Genomic DNA, 23138 nt, shown 5'->3' on the forward strand with positions numbered 1-23138 from the left:
CTTAACCGCCCTACGGGTAGTTTTTAGAATAACACACAATAATAAGACAAAGGTTGTAACACACACGTTACAACCTTTTTACTATTTGATATTACTCCTATTTGGCTAATAATGCTAACAACTAATCTTCTTATTCCATTCTCTCCGTTCCTTATCAAACACCCAGCCCCACTTGTTGAAATACTTTATCATATTTATGATATGTATTTTAAGCATCTTTCTGTTTTTATATGATTCTGCTCTGTGGTTGTGTATAATTGTTGTATATGGTACGTACATTGTGCGGTAATACTTATGCATTCGGCGAGTAATATCAATATCCTCGGGGTACATAAAAAAGCGTTCATCAAATAGTCCAACCTTTTTAAAACACTCTGTCCTGAAAAATATAAAACTTCCTTGATGATATGGTATATTCATCTCTTTTGATAAATCTCTGTTTTTAAGCAGATACCTGTCGTCCATCTTTTTGCCCCAACTCTTTGGTAAAAAACGTCTGAAAATAAGGTTTGCAGGTGTTGGCAGTAGTCGGCAAGTGTATTGTATTTCTCCGTTGGGATATACAATTTTAGGTTGTGCCTGTGCAACATCGGGGTTATTGTTCATATAGTTATATAGCACCTCTATTGCTGAACCATCAAAACTAATGTCGCTGTTCATAACAATATGATAGTCGCTGCCTATTAACATTGCTTCACGTATGGCAATATTGTGTCCTGCTCCAAAGCCTCTGTTTTCTGATGGAATATATTCTGCCTTGTCAAAACCTTTGCAGGTTTGGGCTATATAATCTCTGCTTGAGTTGTCAATAACATATACTCGCCCTATTATTGAAGTCTCAATATCAGTGAGGCAGTTGTTCAACTCCTCAATATCGGTATTATATGTTACAACTGATGCAGTTATCATTATCTATATGTTATTTCTTGCGATTAGGATTTTCTGGGAACCATCCTCGCTCAACTCTTTTACGTTGCTCAAATACCTCTTTAATACTCCAGAACGATGAAAACGAGAATACTCCAAACAGCGCTGATATTGTAAGATTGTTGCATAGTATTGATGCTACGCACCCTATAATACCCATTACTAAAAATATCCACCAACTTTTTGTCCCCCAATAGTATTCTGCTTTAATTACTATTGGGTGAAAAAGTCCAATAATCAAAAAGGTGCAAATGCCTATTAGCAGACCATGTAAATTATTTAATTCCATAAAACTTCTTTTCTTAATGAACAAAAATATAACATTATTGTTCTATTATCAGAGAGCATTAATTTATTACTTGAATAAACAAACCTTTGTTTATATAAAATGTGCGAGTAGGGGAGGTAATCCCTTAAATAAATACAAAGTGAAATCCGCCCCTACTCGTAACATACCTACCACGCGCTACAAAGGATATTGCTCTAAAATTGGATCATTATATTCAATCTGTAACTCTTTTAACTGTTGTTTGAGTTTAATAATTATATCTTTATATTCAGGATTGTTATATAGGTTTGTCATCTCTTTAGGATCTGTTGCTCTGTCGTATAACTCCCAAACATCTATATCATCATAAAAGTGAATTAGTTTATATCTGCCATCATATATTCCGTAGTGTTTCTTTACTGCATGTTCGGCAGGATATTCGTAAAAATGGTAGTATAATGCTTTACGCTCCATTGTGTTATTTTCACTCTTCAATATTGGTAACATTGATTTGCCTTGAATGTCTTCAGGTATATCTGCTCCAGCAATATCAAGGAATGTAGGAGCATAGTCAATGTTTTGAACAAGATCGGTTATCTCTCCGCGTCTCTCATATCCATTAGGCATACGCATAATTAGAGGTGTACTAAACGATTCGTTATACATAAATCGTTTGTCAAACCATCCGTGTTCTCCCATATAAAATCCTTGATCAGATGTATATACTATCAGGGTATTCTCCAATAAATCATTCTCTTCTAAATATGCGAGTAGGCGACCAACATTGTCATCCAACGATTTTACGGTCTTCATATAATCCTTCATATAACGTTGGTATTTCCACTCAGCCAACTCTTTACCTTTAAGGTTTGATGCGTAAAAATCATTTATAATTGGGGTGTAATGAGCATCCCATACTTTGCGTTGCTCTTCGTTCATTGTTCCGTATAAACCATGTTTGCCGTCATCAGTTATATAGTTCTGGCGTAAGCGACTTTCAAGTCCGGGACGATACATTTTAAGATCGTATATCAAATCCATATCATTGGTCTTAATATCCATCTCTTGCTCTTTTGCCGCAACTCTACCTTCGTAATCGTCATAGAAATTATCAGGTAATGGGAAAACTACATCTTCGTATGCGTCAAGGTTGCAAGTGTCAGCCATCCAATTGCGGTGAATTGCCTTGTGGTGTACCAACAAGCAGAAAGGTTTTTCATTATCTTTATTCTCCTCTAACCACGCTATACTCTTGTCTGTTATAAGATTTGTAACATAACCGTCACAAACGGTTGTATCTCCGTTTGTGATAAATTGAGGGTTAAAATATTCTCCTTGTCCGTTAAGTATCTCCCAATGGTCAAATCCGGTAGGAACTGAATGTAAATGCCATTTACCAATAATTGCAGTTTGGTATCCTGCATTTTGTAGTAACTTGGGGAATGTTTGCTGACTACCGTCAAAATAAGAATCTATATTGTTAGTAAATCCATTTGCGTGGCTATGTTTACCTGTTAGCATACATGCCCTGCTTGGTCCACTTAATGAGTTGGCAACATAACTGTTGGTGAATATAACTCCTTCATTTGCTATGCGGTCTAAATTTGGAGTGTTTGCGTAATCATAACCATAGCACCCCATTGCCTGTTGTGTATGGTCATCAGTCATTATATAAATAATATTGAGAGGTTTTTCCTCTTTTGCAGTGGAACATGCACCTAAAATTGATAGAGCAGAAATTCCACCTAAAGTGTATAAATTATTAAGTTTCATATATAATAGTTTGTTTGTTTTATGCAAAAATAATAAATTTTCTAAAACCTCTAATCTTCTAATGAGCAAATATTAAATAAAAAATATTAACTTCGCAAACCTAATGTGTGTATATAAATAATATCGAATTTTGAATAAATATTAATATTGTATGGCAGACGATAAAAAAGTTATCTTTTCGATGGTGGGAGTGAGTAAAACATACCCTCCACAAAAACAAGTATTAAAAAACATCTACTTATCATTCTTCTATGGTGCAAAAATAGGTATCATAGGTCTTAATGGTTCTGGTAAATCAACATTGTTGAAAATTATTGCAGGTTTAGATACTTCATATCAAGGAGAGGTAGTTTTCTCGCCCGGATATTCAGTTGGATATCTTCCTCAAGAGCCTCAATTAGATGATGAAAAGACCGTTAAAGAACTTGTTCAAGAGGGTGTACAGCCTATAATGGATACTCTAAAAGAGTACGAAGAGATAAATGAAAAATTTGGACTACCCGAATATTACGAAGATCCCGACAAAATGGATCAACTATTCCAACGTCAGGCTGAGTTACAAGATATGATTGATGCAACCGATGCTTGGAATATTGATAGCAAATTGGAGCGTGCTATGGATGCACTTCGTTGTCCTCCCGAAGACCAAAAAGCAGGTACTCTTTCTGGTGGAGAGCGACGTCGTGTTGCTCTTTGCCGATTGCTGCTTCAACAACCTGATGTGCTACTGCTTGATGAGCCAACCAACCACTTGGATGCAGAGTCAATTGATTGGTTAGAGCAACATCTAAACCAATATCCCGGTACAGTAATTGCCATTACTCACGACCGTTACTTCCTTGACCATGTTGCAGGATGGATTCTTGAACTTGACCGAGGCGAAGGAATTCCTTGGAAAGGTAACTACACCTCATGGCTCGATCAAAAAACAAAACGTATGGAGCAGGAGGAGAAACAGGCAAGTAAACGCCGTAAAACTCTTGAACGTGAGTTGGAGTGGATAAATATGTCGCCTAAAGCACGTCAGGCAAAAGGTAAAGCCCGTCTTAACTCTTACGATAAACTTCTTAATCAAGATCAAAAAGAGCGTGAAGAGAAGCTCGAAATATATATACCTAATGGTCCACGTTTAGGTAATAAAGTAATTGAGGCAAATGGAGTTGCAAAAGCTTTTGGCGATAAGTTATTATTTGATAATCTAAACTTTATGTTACCTCCCAATGGTATAGTTGGAGTTATTGGTCCCAACGGAGCAGGAAAAACAACTCTTTTCCGTTTAATTACAGGAAGTGAAAAAGCTGACAAAGGTACTTTTGAGGTTGGTGAAACAGTAAAAGTTGCGTATGTTGACCAATCTCACAAAGATATTGACCCTGAAAAAACAGTATATCAAATAATTTCACAAGGTGTTGAGTTAATTCGTATGGGTGGCAAGGATATTAATGCTCGTGCTTACCTATCTCGTTTCAATTTCACAGGTGCAGATCAGGAGAAGAAGGCTGGAGTCTTATCGGGAGGTGAACGTAACCGCCTGCATTTGGCTATGGCATTAAAAGAGGAGGGTAACGTGTTGTTACTTGATGAGCCTACAAATGATATTGATGTTAATACTCTTCGTGCATTGGAAGAGGGATTGGAGAACTTTGCAGGATGTGCAGTAGTTGTATCGCACGACCGTTGGTTCTTGGATAGAATATGTACTCATATTCTTGCATTTGAAGGAAACTCTGAGGTATTCTTCTTTGAGGGAAGTTATTCTGAGTATGAGGAGAATAAAAAGATGCGTCTTGGAAATATAGAGCCTAAACGTCCTCGCTATCGCAAACTAATGGAATAATAAATAAAAGTAAAATTTAATATGAGGCGGTGCGCCACAATTAACAAACTACTGTGTTGTTTTCAGTATTAGGACTCAGATAAGTCCTTCTTTCTCCCTAAATTTCAACGCCTTGTATTTTATCAATTCTTACAAAGTTGCGAGTAAACGAAAGCAGAGTACTATTTATACAAACTATGCTGAGGGTAAGCAACTTCGAAAAATTTCAAACCTAAGAGAGGCTGTGTCAATTTGACACAGCCTCTCTATTCTAATTATATACCACAACATATAAATTAAGGTATGTTGCAAATAGTAACCATACCATATATGGCACATTTAACCAGAATGCTGTTTTCTTAATATCGTAGCACCTCTTCATATATAGCAACAGAGCAATGTCGAGTATAAAGATATTTATGAACCCAAGCATTGGTGATTGCATATAAAAGAACAATATACTCCATAAAAAATTAAGTGCAAGTTGAATAGAAAACAGCATTACTCCACTGTTTCGCAGATGTGAATTGCTTCCCCAAATAATACCTAATGATATGCCGTTAAGAATATAAATTATACCCCAAGCAATAGGAAATATATAATTTGGCGGAGATAGTGAAGATCTGTTCAGATATGGATACCAGTTAGTTAATGAGTAAGATTGGATATATCCCGATATTAACCCAATTAACATACACAATGCAACACCTATGATAGATGCTGTTATAGTTTTAATAATTAGCTGCTGTTTCATATCGTCTTATAGTTTTATATTAATAACATAGAATATAAATATTTGGTTTTATCATCTGTGTTTAAAATCATATAATGTCAATATTAAACTGATGTTATTAATTTTTGTATTATTTATACACTCTACATTATTAACTTTTTATAATTTTGTGACTTGAAATAATTAATAAGGATATGGATAAAAAATTAAATCTTGAAACACTCTGTGTTCAAGCAGGATGGACACCTAAAAAAGGAGAACCAAGAGTTGTACCCGTATATCAAAGTACAACCTTTAAATATGATACAAGCGAACAAATGGCTCGTCTGTTTGATTTGGAAGACAGCGGATATTTTTATACTCGCCTTCAAAATCCTACAAACGATGCGGTAGCAGCAAAAATAGCAGCCTTAGAGGGTGGTGTGGCAGCAATGTTAACATCATCTGGACAAGCAGCAAATTTCTATGCAATATTCAATATTTGTCAAGCAGGAGATCACTTTGTATGTTCATCAGCAATATATGGAGGAACATTCAATCTCTTTGCTGTAACTATGAAAAAATTGGGTATTGATGTAACATTTATTGCTCCCAATGCAACAGAGGATGAGATAAATGCGGCTTTTAAGCCAAATACAAAAGCATTGTTTGGAGAAACAATCTCTAACCCTTCGCTTGATGTGTTGGATATTGAGAAATTTGCTCGGGTTGCCCATAAAAATGGAGTACCATTAATAGTTGATAATACATTCCCAACTCCAATAAATTGCCGTCCTTTTGAGTGGGGTGCTGATATAGTTGTTCACTCAACAACAAAATATATGGATGGTCATGCAACTTGCGTTGGTGGATGTATAGTTGATAGCGGAAACTTTGATTGGGATGCATACGCCGATAAATTCCCGGGATTGTGTACCCCCGATGAATCATATCATGGATTAACTTATACAAAAGCATTTGGAAAAGGAGCATACATAACTAAAGCAACAGCACAGTTAATGCGTGATTTAGGAAGTATTCAAAGTCCTCAAAATGCGTTCCTGTTAAATATAGGTTTAGAGACTCTTCATTTAAGAATGCCCCGTCATTGCAGTAATGCTCAAAAGGTGGCTGAATATCTCTCTAAAAATGAAAAAGTAGCATGGGTTAACTATTGTGGTTTGCCAGACAATCCATACTATGAGTTGGCTCAAAAATATATGCCAAATGGTTCATGTGGAGTAATATCTTTTGGATTGAAGGGTGGAAGAGAGGAGTCTATAAGATTTATGGATTCGCTTAAATTTGTTGCAATAGTAACACACGTTGCTGATGCTCGTACTTGCGTATTACACCCTGCAAGTCACACACACCGTCAATTAAGTGATGAACAGTTAATTGAAGCAGGAGTTCGCCCTGATTTAATACGTTTATCAGTTGGTATTGAAAATGTTGATGACATTATAGCAGATATCGAACAAGCCTTAAACGCTTAACAAATAAAACTATAGTTAATTATATTTGGGTGACTTTGTTTGTTTTATAACAAAAAGTTGCTCAAATATTTGGATGTTTAAATAAATTGTTATACCTTTGCACTCGCAAAAGAGATATTGCGGGGTGGAGCAGTGGTAGCTCGTCGGGCTCATAACCCGAAGGTCGTCGGTTCGAGTCCGGCCTCCGCTACTAAGGATAGAGAGAAGTACAAAGACTTCTCTCTTTTTTTCTTTTAAAGAATTAGTCTGTTCTATACTTTTTTATTAATATTATCTGGTATGCTACAAAACATTGCCTTGATATTTTTTTATTAAAGACAATATGCTTACTCCTTAACTAATTAACTTTTAATTATATTAATCTTAAATTTCTTTTTTTTCTTTTTTTCTGCGTAAAAATTACGCAGAAAGTTTTGTCTTATAAAAATAAATCTTTATTTTTGCGTAAAAATTACGCATTAATATTATGGCTCAGGAAAATTATTATTATAAATATCCGCATCCAGCTGTAACTGCTGATTGTGTTATATTTGGTTTTGATGGTTTGTTAATAAAAATTCTATTAATTAAACGTGGTATTGAACCTTTTAAAGATAAATGGGCACTACCTGGAGGTTTTATGAAAATTGATGAAACTGCTGAAGAGTGTGCAAAGCGAGAATTAGAGGAAGAGACAGGATTGAAAAATACTTCGGTTGAGCAACTTTATACATTTTCTGACGTAAATCGAGATCCTCGAGAGAGGGTAATAACAATTGCACATTATGCACTTGTTAAACTTTCAGAAGTTACAGGAGGAGATGATGCCACTTCTGCAAATTGGTTTTCATTAAAAGAGATACCATCTCTTGCCTTTGATCATGATAGAATATTACGTATGGCTGTAAATCATTTAAAGGAAAGAATATGCTTTGAACCTATCGGTTTTGAATTATTGCCAAAGATATTTACAATGACGGAGTTACAAAATTTATATGAGGCAATATTAGAGGTAAAATTTGATCGTAGAAATTTTTATAATAAGATGTTAAAACTTGGTATACTTTCAGAGGCTGAACCCCGTCCTGTTAACGCCTCTCGTAGGATGCCAACTAAATATAGTTTCAAAGCAGAGAAGTATGCTGAGTTGAAACAAAAAGGATTCAGATTAGAATTTTAAGCATTGGGATTATGTCAAATTATATATTTCAGGTCTGGGATAATATTGAGCGTAAATGTGTTGGCTCTTTCAATTCTCACAATGAGGCCAAAAAGGAAGTAGAAAGGCTTGTTAGAGAAAGAGATGATTTCTGGGAAGAGTTTAACTATGAAATTAAGAAAACTAAACGAAATAACCCGAATCAGCAAGAATGATTAAAACTACTTAACTGCAAAGTAGAATTGAGTTAAAATATAAAACAAATGACACATGATACACTAAAAGATAAAATCAGAGGTTGCCTGATGGCAGGTGCTGCGGGCGATGCACTCGGCTACGAGGTTGAGTTTATGAGCCGTCGCTCTATTCTCTCTCGCTTTGGAGAGAATGGAATAACCAAGTTTGCTCTTGACAGCAATGGCAAGGCTCTCATTAGCGATGATACGCAGATGACACTCTTTACTGCCAATGGATTGCTTACGGGCATTACGATGAATAGAATGGAACGCTCGTCGCATAAAGCCGAGTTAATAGTTATGGCTGCCTACTTAGATTGGTTTTATACTCAAACGAGAGAAGAAGGCAAGCATGAACAAATTACATGGTTGAGGGAACTCCCTGAAATGTATCATAAACGCGCTCCTGGTAATACTTGTATGAGTGCTTGTGCTAATATCATTGACGGAAAAGATGTGATGAATGACAGCAAAGGTTGTGGTGGCATTATGCGTGTTGCTCCTATGGCTCTTTTGGTGGATCAATCACCTGATTCGGGTAGATATTATTGTTCGTTAGAAGATCTTGCGGAAGGCGGATGTTATATTGCAGAACAGACGCATCAACATCCTCTTGGTTTCCTTCCGGCAGGCTTGCTTACCGTTTTACTTTATAAGTTGTTGCCACTTACTCCTGCTCAAGCACAGGACAACATTGACAATATAGTAAGCGAGACACTATCTATCTTGGATGTGATTCGTGTGGGTAAATATGAGGAAGATAAACATTACCTCAAGAAACTGACCGAGAAAGCTGTGCGCTCGGCTTACTCTGACATTTCTGATGCAGACGCTATTCGTGAACTTGGTGAGGGCTGGGTTGCAGAGGAAACCTGGGCAATTGCACTCTACTCGGCTATTCGCCATATTGACAATGTGGAGGATGCGATTATAGCCTCGGTCAACCACGATGGAGATAGCGACTCTACAGGCTCGGTTTGTGGCAATATTATGGGTGCTATTTATGGCTATGAGTATATTCGTGAGCGCAATATATTCTGCCCCGATGGTAAGCAATTAGAAGATACCATCGAACTCTCTGAGATTATTCTTGCTCTTGCCGATGATCTTTCAACAGGTTGTATTATCAGTGAATTTAATCCTGTTGATACCCCTGAAAAAGTTCAATGGTATGAGCGCTATTGTCAAATGAGACCTTCAGGTATAAATTTATAATATTATTAAGTTTAGTTATGGATGATTTATTATTTAAACCATTATCCTATTCATATAGAGTAGATAAAAATATATGGGCAGGAGAATATCCTGTTAGAAATTGGGATAGAGATTTAAAGATTAAACAGTTGAAATTCCTTACTGATTTTGGAATAAATTCTTTCCTTGATTTAACAACAGAAGGAGAGATGCCTCCATATTCAACTTGCCTAAATAATGATATTATTAGATACTCCTTACCAATAGTTAATAGAGGAATACCTAAAAGTGTTGAATCAGTTGTAGAAATATTTCGTACAATTGAAGATTTATTAATACGAAAACCCGAAACAAAACTCTATATCCATTGTGTTGGAGGTGTTGGTAGAACAGGTACAATAGTATCTTGCTATTTTGTCTATTTCAAACATATGAATGCAAACGATGCTTTAGCAGAAATGCAAAGAAGATACTTAACTCATCAACGATCACGATGGATCTCTGCTCCTGAAACTGAGTTACAAGTTCAATTTGTTAATGATTTTGCTGATAAAGTACTAAATGTTACAGATATAATATATTGATATTTCAATGAATCATAATATAACACCAAAATGGATTGATACTCTTGGAATAAATGAGATATTTGTTTTTGGATCTAGAAATTCGGGGAAACACTTCGATGGAGCTTCTTTCTATGCGTTAAAACACTTTGGTGCGGTTATGGGACAACGCGAAGGGAGACAAGGTCAATCTTATGCAATTCCAACTATTGGAGGAAAAATTGGGCTTAAAGATATAAAGCGTTCGGTCGTAACTTTTACAAAATATGCAAAAGATCATTCCCATCTACATTTTTATGTAACCTTGATTGCTTGTGGTGGGGCATGTTATAAAGTTTATGAGATTGCCCCATTGTTTAGGAATGCTTCTAAGTTGTCAAATGTTAGTCTGCCTATTGAGTTTTGGCAAGAACTTGACAAAGGTATTATGTGTGAGATAAAAAACAAATTATCTCTTTTATTAGAAACTGTTATCGGCTTACTTCATGATTTATTTGGTAAATTAAGATTTTTACGACTAAAATTGCTCTCCCCACATAAACTATACAAAGAATTAATGGTATATAGAGATAGTGATACAACATATCTAAATGACCAAATGTTTTGGGTAAACCTTTTTGATGCGAGTTTATTTAAATCTTGGAAATCGCGATATATAGTTAATGATGCTACCAAATGTGCATATATGATTCTTGATAACAAAAAGAGACTGTTTTGGGTAGAAGATAAAGATATAAACTGGGACTCTATTAAAGTGCTACCTAATAAGGTTAAACAGATTGTTAAAAGACGAGAGGCTCCATACTCTTTGGCTGTATATGAATATCATGATGGATATGCCGAAATAGAGTGGCAAATAAGTCCAGATGGAAGTTCTTATTATCTTGACAAATATTATGGTGGAAAAATTACAGATGAGAAAGACATTAGACTTTATGCTATAATAGATTCTAATTGTTGTATTGTGAGTAGGTTTGATGTTAGATATAAATAATAATAGGTAATCTTAAAAAAATGAGAACGCCAAAGTTTTGACAAACTAGGCGTTCTCATTTTTTTATTTATATATCTTATTACTTTAAATTTTAACACTCTAACATTAACTCTTTCTGTACTCTCCGGGTGTTAATCCTGCATATTTTTTAAAGTATGCTCCAAAGAATGATGGATTTGCAAAATTTAAGTTATATGCAATCTCCTGAATAGTCATATCAGAGTATTTCAATAGACTCTTTGCTTCAGTAATAACAAGTAACTCAATCCATTTTGATGCTTTATTTTTACTAACCTCTTTAACTATTGTAGAGAGATATTTGGGTGTAACGCAAAGAGCATTTGCGTAGTATGTAATCTCTCGATGAGTTCTAAACTCTTTTATAGCAAGTTGTAAAAACTCTTTAAATATTCTAATATTACTTTTTGTCTTATTATCAGATATTATATTGTTTCCTTTAGAATCAAATATGTTTGATAATCTGTAAATTAATGATGTTATAATACCTGAAGATATTAAAGTTGATGTATTACTTATATTTTCGCTCTCCTCAATACTTAATAGATCAAAATATTTACATAGAATATCTATCTCCTTGTCTGTTAATTTCACAATAGGATTATTGTAGAATTTTAAGAAGATAGGTATTATAAATTCTGTCTTGATTTGAACATTGATTAAAAAATCAATAGATAATATTATTACATATCCCGATGCATTTATTTGTTTGTGTATTTTATGTTTTAATATATAATTGGGCAGTATAAATATTAATGAATTGTCACTAATCTCATGTTCCGAATCGTTAATGCTTATAACACTATTTCCTTTTTTTACAAGAACAATTGAGAATACTCCTGATTTTATTGGCATATCACTATAAGGAAGTGTAGCATCTCCATGCTCAATTTTTCTTACAATAAGTCCGAATCTATTAAGTTTATCTTTTAATGTATTAAATTCTTCAATCCCTAATTTCTTTTCTGCAACATTAATAATATTTTCCATAAGTATTGTAATTTTCTCGATGCTAATTTACAATATTAATTATTACTATAAATATCTATAAGACTTTTTGAACATTCTTTAGGTAGTACCGAATGCTCATTTAACGTTTGAAAATAAAAGGTTTTATAATAACCTCAGTATTGTTAATATTGTGAAATATTATTTAAAAACCATTCCTTTTTTGATACTCCTTAAAACTATTCTAAATTGAATTTGTTGAATAATATACCGAGTGTTTATTTACTTGCTTTGGACTTAATTATCAACTAACTTATACAAACTATAAATATGTCAGTAAAGAAACAATTTGAAGATTATACCTCTGAGTCAATCCCAACAGATGTCTTATTGAATAATTTTAATAAGATTGAAATTGATAAGGAGATAATAATTGATAATATTAAAAGTGCTAAACGCAATAGATCCTATTTTGAATCTCACTCAATTTATGTCGTTAATTTATTAAGTTCTCCGGGTGCAGGTAAAACTTCAATCTTGGAATCTACAATCAAACAAATGGGTAAGGATTATAACATATATGTTATTGAATGTGATTTGCAAACAGACTCTGATTTTAAAAGAATCAAATCATTGGGAGTAGATTGTTTGCAGATTAATACTGATTGTGGAGGATATTTAGATGCTGATATGATTTTATGTGCTGTAAAAAAACTTTCGGTAAAAGATAAAAGTATTCTATTTATTGAGAATATTGGTAATCTTATATCTCCAGCAATCTTTGATTTGGGCGAGACATTAAGAGTAGTTGTTTCAAGTGTTACAGAGGGAGAAGACAAACCACTGAAGTTTCCTTATATGTATGAGAGTGCAAATCTATGTCTTATTAATAAGATAGATTTACTTGATTATATTAAAACAAATCTTGATATTTTAAGAAGTAATATAATGAGGGTTAATTCTCAGATTGTAACCATAGATTTATCTGCTTTAACAGGAGAAAATATCGAAAATTGGTGTAGATTTCTTCATGAGAAGATTAAAATATTTTTCAAATGAACTCAGTTGCGGAATATTTTGATGAAATGTCTGCCATTTGGGATGATGCTGTACTTCATAACAAAACTTATATACGTGAGGTTTTAAAATTATTGAAGATAAAAGAAGGAGATAAAATAGCAGATGTAGGTTGTGGTACTGGAGTGCTTATTGATTATATAAGAGAGATTAATCGTTTTGGCACTATTACTGAAATTGATATATCTCAAAAGATGCTCAATATGTCAAGAGCAAAGAATTATAGCGATGATAATATACGGTATTTAAAATTAGATATTAATAACAGTAAACTTGAAGGATTATTTGATGTAATTATATTGTATGATACCTTACCTTATATTGCTAACAAGTTAGATGTAGTTACTGAATTATATACAACAAATTTAAATATAGAAGGACGATTAGCAATATTTCATAGTAGGGGAGAAGAACAAATAAATCTATCTCTTGCACATGGTGATAGACGCATTTGTGATTCATATTTACCCATATTTGACAACTATCTTAATGAGTTGTATAATAAGGGGTGCAAAGTAATTTATTCAAGTAATAAGAGTAATGATTATACAATAATATTAGTAAAAGATATATAACAAAGAAACGAGGCTTAAGCCTCGTTTCTTTGTTATTAGTTACCTCTATTTTATCCTTGATATAGATAACGTTTGATACTTCTTTTGGGAGTTTTCTCAAACTCTTCGTAGTAAACTTTGATTCTTGCAATTTGGCTATAAGCAGGAAGAATTTTGTTTGCTGCAACTCTGTTTTCTTCCATTTGAGCTTCCATCGCTTTTTGAGAAATACCCTCTTTTTCTCCATTGTCAAAGTCGGGATATACTAACCAAACAAGTTTTCCATCCTGCTCAATAACAATTGATTCACTAACAAAAGGCATATTGTTAAGTTGATCTTCAATTTCTTCGGGGTAAATATTTTGTCCTGAAGGACCAAGAATCATATTTTTACTTCTACCTTTAATATAGATAAATCCTTCGGAGTCAATTAAAGCAAGGTCACCAGTGTTCATCCACTCTCCATCCATTACAGCCTCAGTTGCTTCTTCGTTTTTGAAGTAACCTTGCATTACGTTAGGTCCTTTCAACCACAACTCACCAGCTATCTTCTCAGGATCTTTTGAATTAACTCGAGCCTCCATATAGTTACATAACTTACCACATGCACCTTGCTTTGTTTCATTCCATGGAGCATACGATACAAGAGGAGCACATTCAGTCATACCATATCCAACTGTAATTGGGAAATCAATTTTGCGTAAAAACTCCTCAACCTCTTTGTTTAAAGCAGCACCACCTACAATAATCTGTTTTAGGTTGCCACCAAAACTCTCCTCCAATTTAGCTTTAATCTTAGAAAGTAATTGATTGTCAACAAAAGGAATCATCATTAAGAATTTCATTATTGGTTTGTCCAATAATGGGAATACTTTGTTTTTGATGATTTTCTCAATAATAAGAGGAACTGCAATAATAATAGGAGGTTTGCACTCGGCAAATGCGTCCAATATAATTTTAGGAGAAGGGATACGTGTTAAGAAATGTATGTGGCAACCTTTTGAGAATGGGTTAAATAATTCAATCATTAATCCATACATATGAGCCATTGGTAACATTGATACAGCATTGTCTCCGGTTTTTAACCAAGGAAGATTTTCAACGCAGAATTGTAAGTTTGCGTGTAATGCTCTGTATGGAAGCATAACTCCTTTAGAGAATCCTGTTGAACCAGATGTATAGTTAATTATAGCCAACTCTTCTGGAGAATCAACATGATATTTGATATCAGAAGCAGAGAATCTCTCAGGGTATTTCTTTCCAAATAACTCATTAAGATGTTGACGGGCCTCAACTAATTTTTTTGATTTTGATTTTAAAACAGAGAAGTCATTTAGAAGAATAATTCCTGTTAGGTCAGGCATCATCTCATCGTTAAGATTTTCCCAAACCATATCTCCAACACATAGTAATTTAGCCTCGCTATGATTTACTATATTGTGAACGTTGTCTGCTTTAAATTCGTGTAATACAGGAACAGCAACTGCGCCATACGCTAAAGTAGCAAACATCGCAACAGCCCAGTGAGAAGAGTTTCTTCCGCATAATGCAATTCTGTCGCCTTTTTCAACACCCGCTGCTTCAAACAAAATATGAATTTTTTCAATTTTGCGGGCAATGTCTTTGTAGTGATAAGCAACACCTTTAAAGTCGCTGAGGGCTGGAAGTTCCCAATTCTTTTTAATACTTTCTTCAAAGTAATAATTAAAACTTTGTGCCATGTAAATAGTATTTATTAATTATACATTTAATCTTAAACTAAACTTTCTGTTCAAAAATTAAATTTAAGAATTCTTAATAATGCAAATATAATAATTAATGTTTAAAAGTTCCAAAAAAAACGAGGATATTGCTGAATATACCCGTAATTTTTATTTGGTTATACGTTTTGGTATAAGAAACGTTTAATGCTTCGTTTTGCTGTTTTTTCAAACTCTTCGTAGAATATTTTAACCTTTGTAATCTGGCAATAAGCAGCAAGACTCTTATTTAACATTATTCTGTTCTCTTCCATTAGGTCAATTACAGCCTTTTGGTCAAGTCCTAATTTTGCTGCACTTTCAAAATCAGGGTAGATTAATGCCACAAGTTTGCCCTCTTGTTCAATTACAATTGACTCATTAACTAAGTGCATATTGTTTATCTTATCCTCAATCTCTTCGGGGTATATATTTTGTCCTGATGGACCAAGTATCATGTTTTTACTTCTACCTTTTAAGAATAAGAAACCATCTTTATCAATAATTCCAAGATCTCCAGTATTCATCCACTCTCCATCCATTACATCACTGGTTGCCTCTTCGTTTTTGTAATATCCTTGCATTACATTGCCACCTTTTATCCACAACTCTCCGGGTATGTTTTCAGGATCAACAGAGTTTATTCTACACTCGTTATATGGCAAAACCTTTCCGCACGATAGGGGTTTAGTGTCTTCCCACCAGCAATATGAAATTAGAGGTGCACACTCAGTCATCCCATAACCCACCGTTAAGGGGAATCCAATCTTTTGTAAGAATAGTTCTACCTCTTTGTTTAAAGCGGCACCACCAACAATAATCTGTTTTAGGTTTCCTCCAAAACTCTCTTCCAATTTGCTTCTTACTTTTGCCAATAGTTGGTCATCAAGGAACGGAATCTTTAACAAAACTTTCATTAGAGGTTTCTCTAATAGAGGAAATACCTTATTCCTTATAATCTTTTCAATTACCAAAGGAACAGTGATTATAAATGTAGGTTTGCACTCCGCAAATGCTTCAAGAATTACTTTAGGAGAGGGGATGCGAGTTAAGAAATGTACATGACAACCTCTACAGAAAGAGTTACAGACCTCAACCATTAATCCATACATGTGAGCCATTGGTAGCATTGCAACAATATTGTCTCCCGGTTTTTGTTGTGTAACCTCTTCTAATATATATTTAAGGTTTGTAACCAACGATCGGTATGGTAACATAACACCCTTTGAAAATCCAGTTGAACCTGAAGTATAATTAATTAAAGCCAATTCATCTGGACTGTCTTTATGGTAATTAATATCATCCGCAGTGAATCTGTTTGGATACTTCTTCCCAAATAACTCATTTAAATGCTCCCTTGCATATTTTAAAGAGTTGTGTTTTGTCTTTAAGATTGAGAAATCATTAATTAAAATAATGCTTTCCAAACCTCCCATAAATTCATCATTAATGTTTTCCCAAACAACATCACCAACAAATAGTAATTTAGCTTCGCTATGATTAACAATATTGTGTATATTGTCTGCTTTAAACTCATGCAAAATTGGAACTGCTACTGCTCCGTATGAGAGAGTGGCAAAAAATGCGACAGCCCAATGTGATGTATTTTTCCCACACAAAGCAACTTTGTCACCTTTTTCTATTCCAGCATTCTCTAAAAGAATATGAATTTTTTCAATTTTACGAGCAATATCTTTATATTGATAAGTAACTCCTTTATAGTCGCTAAGCGACATTTTGTCCCAGTTTAATTTGATACTATCTTCAACGTAGCTGTTAAATCCTTTATACATATAATATTATTTAAATTCGCACTTTTTAAATGCACAAAACATTAAAAACTGTGCAAATATACAACAAAATATTCTAATGATAATTATATAAGTTTAATAAAATAATATAATAAACATATTGATATGTAATAAATCATATAGATAATGATTTAAATTCCTTATATTTGCGTTATATATTATCATACTCAATAAATATCGGTATATGCGTCTATATAGTCTTTCAGATATTATTTCACCTTCAATTCAATCAAAAATAAATTATTGGTCGCAATTATTTTTATTTCTTGTATCCATTGTTGTATTGTCAGGTGTTATTATAGATTATGGGTTTGAATTAAATGAAAATGAATTAAAAAATATTTACCGATTATATAATTATTCTTGGTGGATATATTTCTCATCCTATTTGTTAAGGTTGATTTTTCAGTGGTTCAGTATATATCGCAAGACGCTTTATATGACAATGTTTTTAGGACTGCTGCTTATCTGCTCGTCAATACCTCGGTTTGTTGAGATTACTACTGAACAATCTATGATATGGCAATTTTTTGCAGACCATTTTTTTCAGTTAGGAGTAGTCTTGATTTTTGCGTTGCTGGAATTTTCAAAAGGCATTGTTGGTTTTATAAATAAAAAAACAAATCCAGCAATGTTGATGGTTTCTGGTTTTTTCTTTTTGATATTGCTTGGCACACTATTATTGTTATTACCTCGTTCAACATATGCTGGTGTACATTTATCTATAGTTGATTCTCTTTTTATATCAACAAGTTCGGTATGTGTAACAGGATTGTCTCCGTTTGACATTTCTCAAACATTCACAATTAGCGGTCAAATAATAATAATGGCTCTCATTCAAATAGGCGGATTGGGAGTTATGACAATAACAAGTTTCTTTGCACTGTTTTTTATGGGCGGTACAGGACTTTATAGCCAGTTTGCCTTAAAAGATATGGTTGGGTCTGATACATTTAATTCATTATTGAATACACTGATGTATATATTGGGATTTACATTCGTTATTGAAATTATTGGGGCTTTATGTATTTGGCTTAATATTCATTCTACATTAGGAATGAGTCTGAAAGAAGAGATATTTTTTTCAATATTTCACTCAGTATCGGCATTTTGTAATGCTGGATTTTCAAATATATCAGAAGGACTTGGGAATTCCATATTAATGAAAGGACATAATGGTTTTTATATGGTAATTTCACTTCTTATAGTATTAGGAGGTATAGGATTCCCTATATTGATAAATTTCAGAAGAATTATAGGATATGTAATTTCAAATCTTTTTCGTAAAATATTTTTCAAAAACTATCATCGCAAGAGATTTGTTCATTTAACTAATATAAATACTAAAATAGTGCTAATCTCAACAATTGTTTTAATTGTTTTAGGTACATTTTTTATTGCAATTTTGGAGTGGAATAGATCATTTGAGACAATGCCTATTATAGATAAGTTAGTACATTCAATATTTAACTCTGTTGCTCCAAGAACTGCTGGATTTGTAAATGTTGATTTAGAAGGATTTTCGTTTATATCAATTATGATATATATGATATTAATGTGGATAGGCGGAGCATCACAATCAACAGCAGGAGGTATAAAAGTCAATACATTTGCTATGTCAGTTGCCAATTTAATATCTGTAATTAAAGGAAAAGATAGGGTAGATTTATTTGGACGTGAATTAACCTCTGATTCGGTAAGAAGAGCATCGGCAATGGTGTTTGGATCAATAATAGTTATCTTGTTTTTTTACATAATGTTGGTAATTATCGAGCCTCAATTAAGTCCGTTGAAGTTGTTGTTTGAAACTATTTCGGCATTTAGTACTGTTGGTGCAAGTATAAATACTACACCTTTCTTATGTGATATAAGTAAAATATTGGTAACATTATTGATGTTTATAGGACGAGTTGGATTGATAACTATTTTAATGAGTGTTATTAGTAGAGCAAAACCGCTAAAATATCATTATCCAAAAGATACAATAATAATAAACTAATATAGATATAATATGAAGTGTTTAATAATTGGATTAGGTAATTTCGGAAGAACATTGGCTGTTGAATTAAGTGATAATGGCCATGATGTAATAGGTATAGATAAAAGTGAACATTGTGTAGATATGGTAAAAGACAGAATATCCGTATCTTATATAATGGATGCAACTGAAGGTCTTTCATTAAAAAGTTTGCCTCTTAACGAAATTGATTGTGCAATAGTGGCAATAGGTCAAAGTATGGATTCTTCGTTAAGAACTGTTGCTGCACTTAAAGAACTTTCAGTAAAAAATATATATGCAAGAGCATTGGATGATACGCATATGTCTATTTTAAAAGCGATGGATATAAAAAAGATATATATTCCAGAGAGTTATGCAGCAAAAATTTATGCTCAAAAAATTTTCGATAAAAATGCAGCAGAGTTATTATAGATATATTCATAATCAAATATTTGTTTTTTATTGATAATTTTAAAAGGCAAAAAGATAATAGGATTAATATTTTGATATTTTGTCTAAAAAACTTATTTTTGCCTTAATATTTAATAATATAAACAAGTTATGCGTAACATATTCTTTTTTATAGTATCATTACTATTACTTGTCTCTTGTAAAGAGGCAAAGCAGGTAATTTATTTAAAAGATGCAGAGACATTACCTGTTGAATTATTACAACAAAAAACAGAGCCTGCAAATGTAAAAATTGCAGTAGGTGATGAACTAACTCTTAAAATTGAGTCAGATGATCAAGAGTCTGTGGCAATGTTTAATCGAGAAGTTGTTCAATCATTAGATACTCAATTAACTACATCAAAAAGTTTAGATGATAATTCATATAAGGTAGATATTAATGGTAATATATCATTGCCAGTAATAGGTAAAGTATCGGTTGTTGGTTTAACAGTTTATGAAGCTGAGCAATTGATAGCCTCTTTAATATATCCACAATACGTAAAAAAAGAGCCAGTTGTTACAATCAATATAAGTAACTTTAAAATAACAATACTTGGAGATGTAAACTCTCCGGGAGTAATAGATGTTGAAAAAGATAAAATTAATATTCTTGAAGCATTGGCTCAAGCAGGAGACTTAAATATTACAGGAAGAAGAAATAATGTAATGTTAATTAGAACTCAAGATGATGGATCAAGAGAGATATATCGTTACGATTTAAATGATAAATATCTATTATTCTCTCCATATTTTAATTTAAGACAGAATGATATGATATATGTTGAGCAAAACCGCTCAAAAACTCGTAATGCATTTACATTGCCAACAGTAGTTACATTCTCGTTAAGTATGGTATCAACAGTTGTATCAATTGTTACTTTAATCAGAACATTTACAAGATAATAATATGGACAACAATAAATTATTCGCTAAAGACGAGGATCAAAATAAACTTGCCGATTTTAGAGAGATTCTTTTTACATATCTTGTATATTGGAAATGGTTTGTTTTGTGTGCAATCCTTTCAGTAGGATACACAGCATTTGATTTAGCACAAAAAAATGATGTTTATATGGTATCAACATCAATATTGATGAAGAACGACAGAAATAGTGGTTCAGCAGACAATATTATGATGGAGACATTAGGAATACGAACTAATAGAACAAACCTTGAAAATGAGACGGAAGTAATGCGTTCACGAGCCATAATGATGAAGGTCGTTATGGATCTGAAGGTACATACTTCTTACTTTCAGAAAAAAGGATTGAGAAGTTTTAATATATATGATTCAACACCAATATTATTAGATATCGATTCTACTGATGTAATGAATTTGCGTGGGCCCATTCGCATTGATGCTATCCCATCACTTCAAGAAGGTCTATATACCTTACTTGTTAATTATGGTGGTAAAACACAAACACATATATTAAAGAATGATCCTATTAATGTGCAAATTGGTGGTATATCATTACTCTTAACACGATTGAATGATGTATATATGCCTAAAGATGATATTGTTATTACAGTAGAATCTCCTCATGGCAAAGCAAGATACCTATCTCACTCAATTATTCCTGAGGTATTAACAGAGGGATCTACAATTCTAACAATGTCGTTACGTACTTATAATATTAAACAAGCAAAAGATATATTAGAGAAAGTAGTTTACTATTATAATGAATTAAGTGTTAACGAAAAAAATCAGGCTTTAATCAATACCGGTAAATTTATTGACGAACGTATATTAGCAATTGCTAAAGAGTTGGGCGACGTAGAGAAGGAGATAGAGACATATAAAAAAGATTATAAGCTAATCTCTCCTGAAGATAATGCCTCAACTGCACTTCAAGAGTCGTATAAATTACGTGATGAGTTGTCAAATGCAGACATGCAATTAAATTTAATTGATTATGTTGAAGAGTTTGTAAACGATCAATCAAATCAGTTCTCTATAATACCTGAATTAGGAATAGAAAATGTTGCATTCAGCTCAATGATTAAAAATTATAATCAAGAGTTGCTGAATAGAGCAAGATTGTTACACTCTTCATCTGAGAACAACCCTGCAATAAATAAAATTGAACAGAATATTAAAACGTTACGTGAAGGGTTGAAGAATGGCATCGTTTCAACACGTAATATAATCAATCACGAAAAGAAAGAGTTACAAAAACGAGCAAAAGATATAGATAGCAAGTTAAATTTAGCACCTGAGATTGAGCGTCAAATGGCGGAGGTGATGCGTCAACAGGAGATTAAAAATGAGTTGTATCTCTTTTTGTTAAAAAAACGAGAAGAAAATGCTTTGAGTCAAGCATTGACAGTCCCCATTGCAACTATTATTGATTCACCAGAGGCTACAGGAGGTCCTGTTGAGCCAAATCGTCCAAAATCTTTAATGACCGCATTAGCAGTAGGTTTAATTATACCAGCATTAATAATATTTGTTATTGGTCTTTTTAGAGTTACTTTTAAGGATAGAATTGATGTTGAACGCCTTACTGATATACCTATTTTAGGAGAGATTTCAGTTAATGAAACAAAGGAAAACTTTGTTGTAAAACCTAAATCAACAGCACCTATTGTTGAGTTGTTCCGCCTAACACGAAACAACTTACAGGCTATTCTTGATGTACCAGAGCGAAAACTTATTTGTGTAACATCAACAACAACGCAAGAGGGAAAAACATTCTGTTCTGCTAACCTTGCTTTAAGTTTTGCTTTGGCAAAGAAAAAAACGATATTGGTTGGATTGGATATTCGTCGTCCTCAAGTAAGAAAGTATTTTTCTTTGTCAACTTCAAGAGGTATTGTAACATACCTATCGGGAAAAGAGAATGATTTATCTTCGCTAATTGTACCATCAGGGATGTCGGAATATCTTGATTTGCTACCTGCAGGACCAACACCACCAAACCCAAATGAGTTATTAATGAACTCTGCATTGGGCGATGTGTTTGATTATCTACGCGAAAGATATGACTATATTATTGTAGATACTGCACCAGTAGGAATGGTATCTGACACATTCTTGATAACACCTTATGCCGATTTGAATGTATATGTGATGAGAGCAAAATATTCATCAAAGAAATATATTGAGGCATTAGAAAATTTGGTTAGAGAAGATCGCTTACGCAACTTATATATATTGGTAAATGCCGTTGACATCAAATCTAAAGTTTATGGATATAAACGATACGGATATGGTTACGGATATGGATATAAGAATAAGTATGGATATGGTTACGGATATGGATATGGTTACGGCGAACAATATAGTCAACCGTCAAAAAAACCTTTCTGGCGAAGATGGATTTAAAAAATTGAAGTGAACATCTTAAGTTAACCTTAAAGTCTAATATTGTATAATCCCCAAAGTTCATAGATACTTTGGGGATTATTATATGTAAAAG

At 33.1% G+C, this 23138-nt stretch carries 19 protein-coding genes and 1 tRNA gene; 13 read left to right on the forward strand and 7 right to left on the reverse strand.

All coding sequences use genetic code 11. The features are described from left to right. Nucleotides 1–114: 114 nt before the first annotated feature. The 3 genes from IKK64_04115 to IKK64_04125 form a co-directional block, all read right to left on the reverse strand. Nucleotides 115–909 (reverse strand): glycosyltransferase, encoded by a 795-nt coding sequence (locus tag IKK64_04115; GenBank protein MBR4119246.1) that lies wholly within the window; start codon nt 907–909, stop codon nt 115–117. Between the two features lie 10 nt (nt 910–919). Then, entirely contained in the window at nt 920–1216 is a 297-nt protein-coding gene (locus tag IKK64_04120) for a DUF4491 family protein (GenBank protein ID MBR4119247.1), read from the reverse strand. Nucleotides 1217–1393: 177 nt separating this feature from the next. Further along, entirely contained in the window at nt 1394–2968 is a 1575-nt protein-coding gene (locus IKK64_04125; protein MBR4119248.1) for a sulfatase, read from the reverse strand. Between the two features lie 151 nt (nt 2969–3119). Between IKK64_04125 and ettA the strand changes: the two genes are divergently transcribed. Beyond that, entirely contained in the window at nt 3120–4805 is a 1686-nt protein-coding gene (gene ettA / locus IKK64_04130; GenBank protein MBR4119249.1) for an energy-dependent translational throttle protein EttA, read from the forward strand. A gap of 250 nt (nt 4806–5055) precedes the next feature. On the opposite strand, the gene IKK64_04135 is transcribed toward ettA, so the two are convergent. Then, nucleotides 5056–5538, reverse strand: a complete 483-nt coding sequence (locus IKK64_04135; protein ID MBR4119250.1) for a tryptophan-rich sensory protein — start codon at nt 5536–5538, stop codon at nt 5056–5058. Between the two features lie 173 nt (nt 5539–5711). Here IKK64_04135 and IKK64_04140 point away from each other — a divergent pair, with 173 nt between their 5' ends. The 6 genes from IKK64_04140 (at nt 5712) to IKK64_04165 (ending at nt 11117) form a co-directional block, all read left to right on the forward strand. Further along, nucleotides 5712–6992: an O-acetylhomoserine aminocarboxypropyltransferase/cysteine synthase gene (locus IKK64_04140; protein ID MBR4119251.1), complete on the forward strand. Its 1281-nt coding sequence runs from the start codon at nt 5712–5714 to the stop codon at nt 6990–6992. 118 nt (nt 6993–7110) lie between these two features. Beyond that, nucleotides 7111–7182: transfer RNA gene (locus IKK64_04145), tRNA-Met, on the forward strand. Between the two features lie 276 nt (nt 7183–7458). Next, nucleotides 7459–8151 carry an NUDIX hydrolase gene (locus IKK64_04150; protein ID MBR4119252.1) on the forward strand — a complete coding sequence of 231 codons (693 nt, stop codon included), beginning with the start codon at nt 7459–7461 and terminating at the stop codon, nt 8149–8151. 242 nt (nt 8152–8393) lie between these two features. Continuing rightward, nucleotides 8394–9581 carry an ADP-ribosylglycohydrolase family protein gene (locus IKK64_04155; protein ID MBR4119253.1) on the forward strand — a complete coding sequence of 396 codons (1188 nt, stop codon included), beginning with the start codon at nt 8394–8396 and terminating at the stop codon, nt 9579–9581. Nucleotides 9582–9598: 17 nt separating this feature from the next. After that, nucleotides 9599–10144 carry a dual specificity protein phosphatase family protein gene (locus IKK64_04160; GenBank protein MBR4119254.1) on the forward strand — a complete coding sequence of 182 codons (546 nt, stop codon included), beginning with the start codon at nt 9599–9601 and terminating at the stop codon, nt 10142–10144. Nucleotides 10145–10151: 7 nt separating this feature from the next. Further along, nucleotides 10152–11117, forward strand: coding sequence for a hypothetical protein (locus IKK64_04165; GenBank protein ID MBR4119255.1), 966 nt, complete (start codon nt 10152–10154; stop codon nt 11115–11117). 105 nt (nt 11118–11222) lie between these two features. Here the strand turns inward: IKK64_04165 and IKK64_04170 are convergent, their stop codons facing one another. Beyond that, the gene (locus tag IKK64_04170) at nt 11223–12125 is read right to left on the reverse strand and encodes a helix-turn-helix domain-containing protein (GenBank protein ID MBR4119256.1); all 903 of its coding nucleotides are present in this window, start codon (nt 12123–12125) and stop codon (nt 11223–11225) included. Between the two features lie 288 nt (nt 12126–12413). Here IKK64_04170 and hypB point away from each other — a divergent pair, with 288 nt between their 5' ends. Continuing rightward, entirely contained in the window at nt 12414–13142 is a 729-nt protein-coding gene (gene hypB, locus IKK64_04175) for a hydrogenase nickel incorporation protein HypB (protein ID MBR4119257.1), read from the forward strand. After that, nucleotides 13139–13735 carry a methyltransferase domain-containing protein gene (locus tag IKK64_04180; GenBank protein MBR4119258.1) on the forward strand — a complete coding sequence of 199 codons (597 nt, stop codon included), beginning with the start codon at nt 13139–13141 and terminating at the stop codon, nt 13733–13735. Before hypB ends, IKK64_04180 begins: the two co-directional genes overlap by 4 nt. A gap of 50 nt (nt 13736–13785) precedes the next feature. Here IKK64_04180 and IKK64_04185 read toward each other — a convergent pair whose 3' ends face one another. Both IKK64_04185 and IKK64_04190 read right to left on the reverse strand, forming a co-directional pair. Beyond that, the gene (locus IKK64_04185) at nt 13786–15435 is read right to left on the reverse strand and encodes an AMP-binding protein (protein MBR4119259.1); all 1650 of its coding nucleotides are present in this window, start codon (nt 15433–15435) and stop codon (nt 13786–13788) included. Nucleotides 15436–15593: 158 nt separating this feature from the next. After that, nucleotides 15594–17246: an AMP-binding protein gene (locus IKK64_04190; GenBank protein MBR4119260.1), complete on the reverse strand. Its 1653-nt coding sequence runs from the start codon at nt 17244–17246 to the stop codon at nt 15594–15596. A 457-nt stretch (nt 17247–17703) separates the two neighbouring features. On the opposite strand from IKK64_04190, the gene IKK64_04195 reads away from it, so the two are divergent. The 4 genes from IKK64_04195 (at nt 17704) to IKK64_04210 (ending at nt 23044) form a co-directional block, all read left to right on the forward strand. Further along, the gene (locus tag IKK64_04195; protein ID MBR4119261.1) at nt 17704–19263 is read left to right on the forward strand and encodes a potassium transporter; all 1560 of its coding nucleotides are present in this window, start codon (nt 17704–17706) and stop codon (nt 19261–19263) included. 12 nt (nt 19264–19275) lie between these two features. Further along, nucleotides 19276–19695: a TrkA family potassium uptake protein gene (locus tag IKK64_04200; protein MBR4119262.1), complete on the forward strand. Its 420-nt coding sequence runs from the start codon at nt 19276–19278 to the stop codon at nt 19693–19695. A 129-nt stretch (nt 19696–19824) separates the two neighbouring features. Further along, a complete protein-coding gene (locus tag IKK64_04205) occupies nt 19825–20619 on the forward strand; it encodes a polysaccharide biosynthesis/export family protein (GenBank protein ID MBR4119263.1) in 795 nt (264 codons plus the stop codon). Nucleotides 20620–20623: 4 nt separating this feature from the next. Then, nucleotides 20624–23044, forward strand: coding sequence for a polysaccharide biosynthesis tyrosine autokinase (locus IKK64_04210; GenBank protein MBR4119264.1), 2421 nt, complete (start codon nt 20624–20626; stop codon nt 23042–23044). Nucleotides 23045–23138: the final 94 nt, after the last annotated feature.

Source organism: Bacteroidales bacterium (assembly GCA_017521245.1).
In the GTDB taxonomy this organism is placed as follows: domain Bacteria; phylum Bacteroidota; class Bacteroidia; order Bacteroidales; family G3-4614; genus Caccoplasma_A.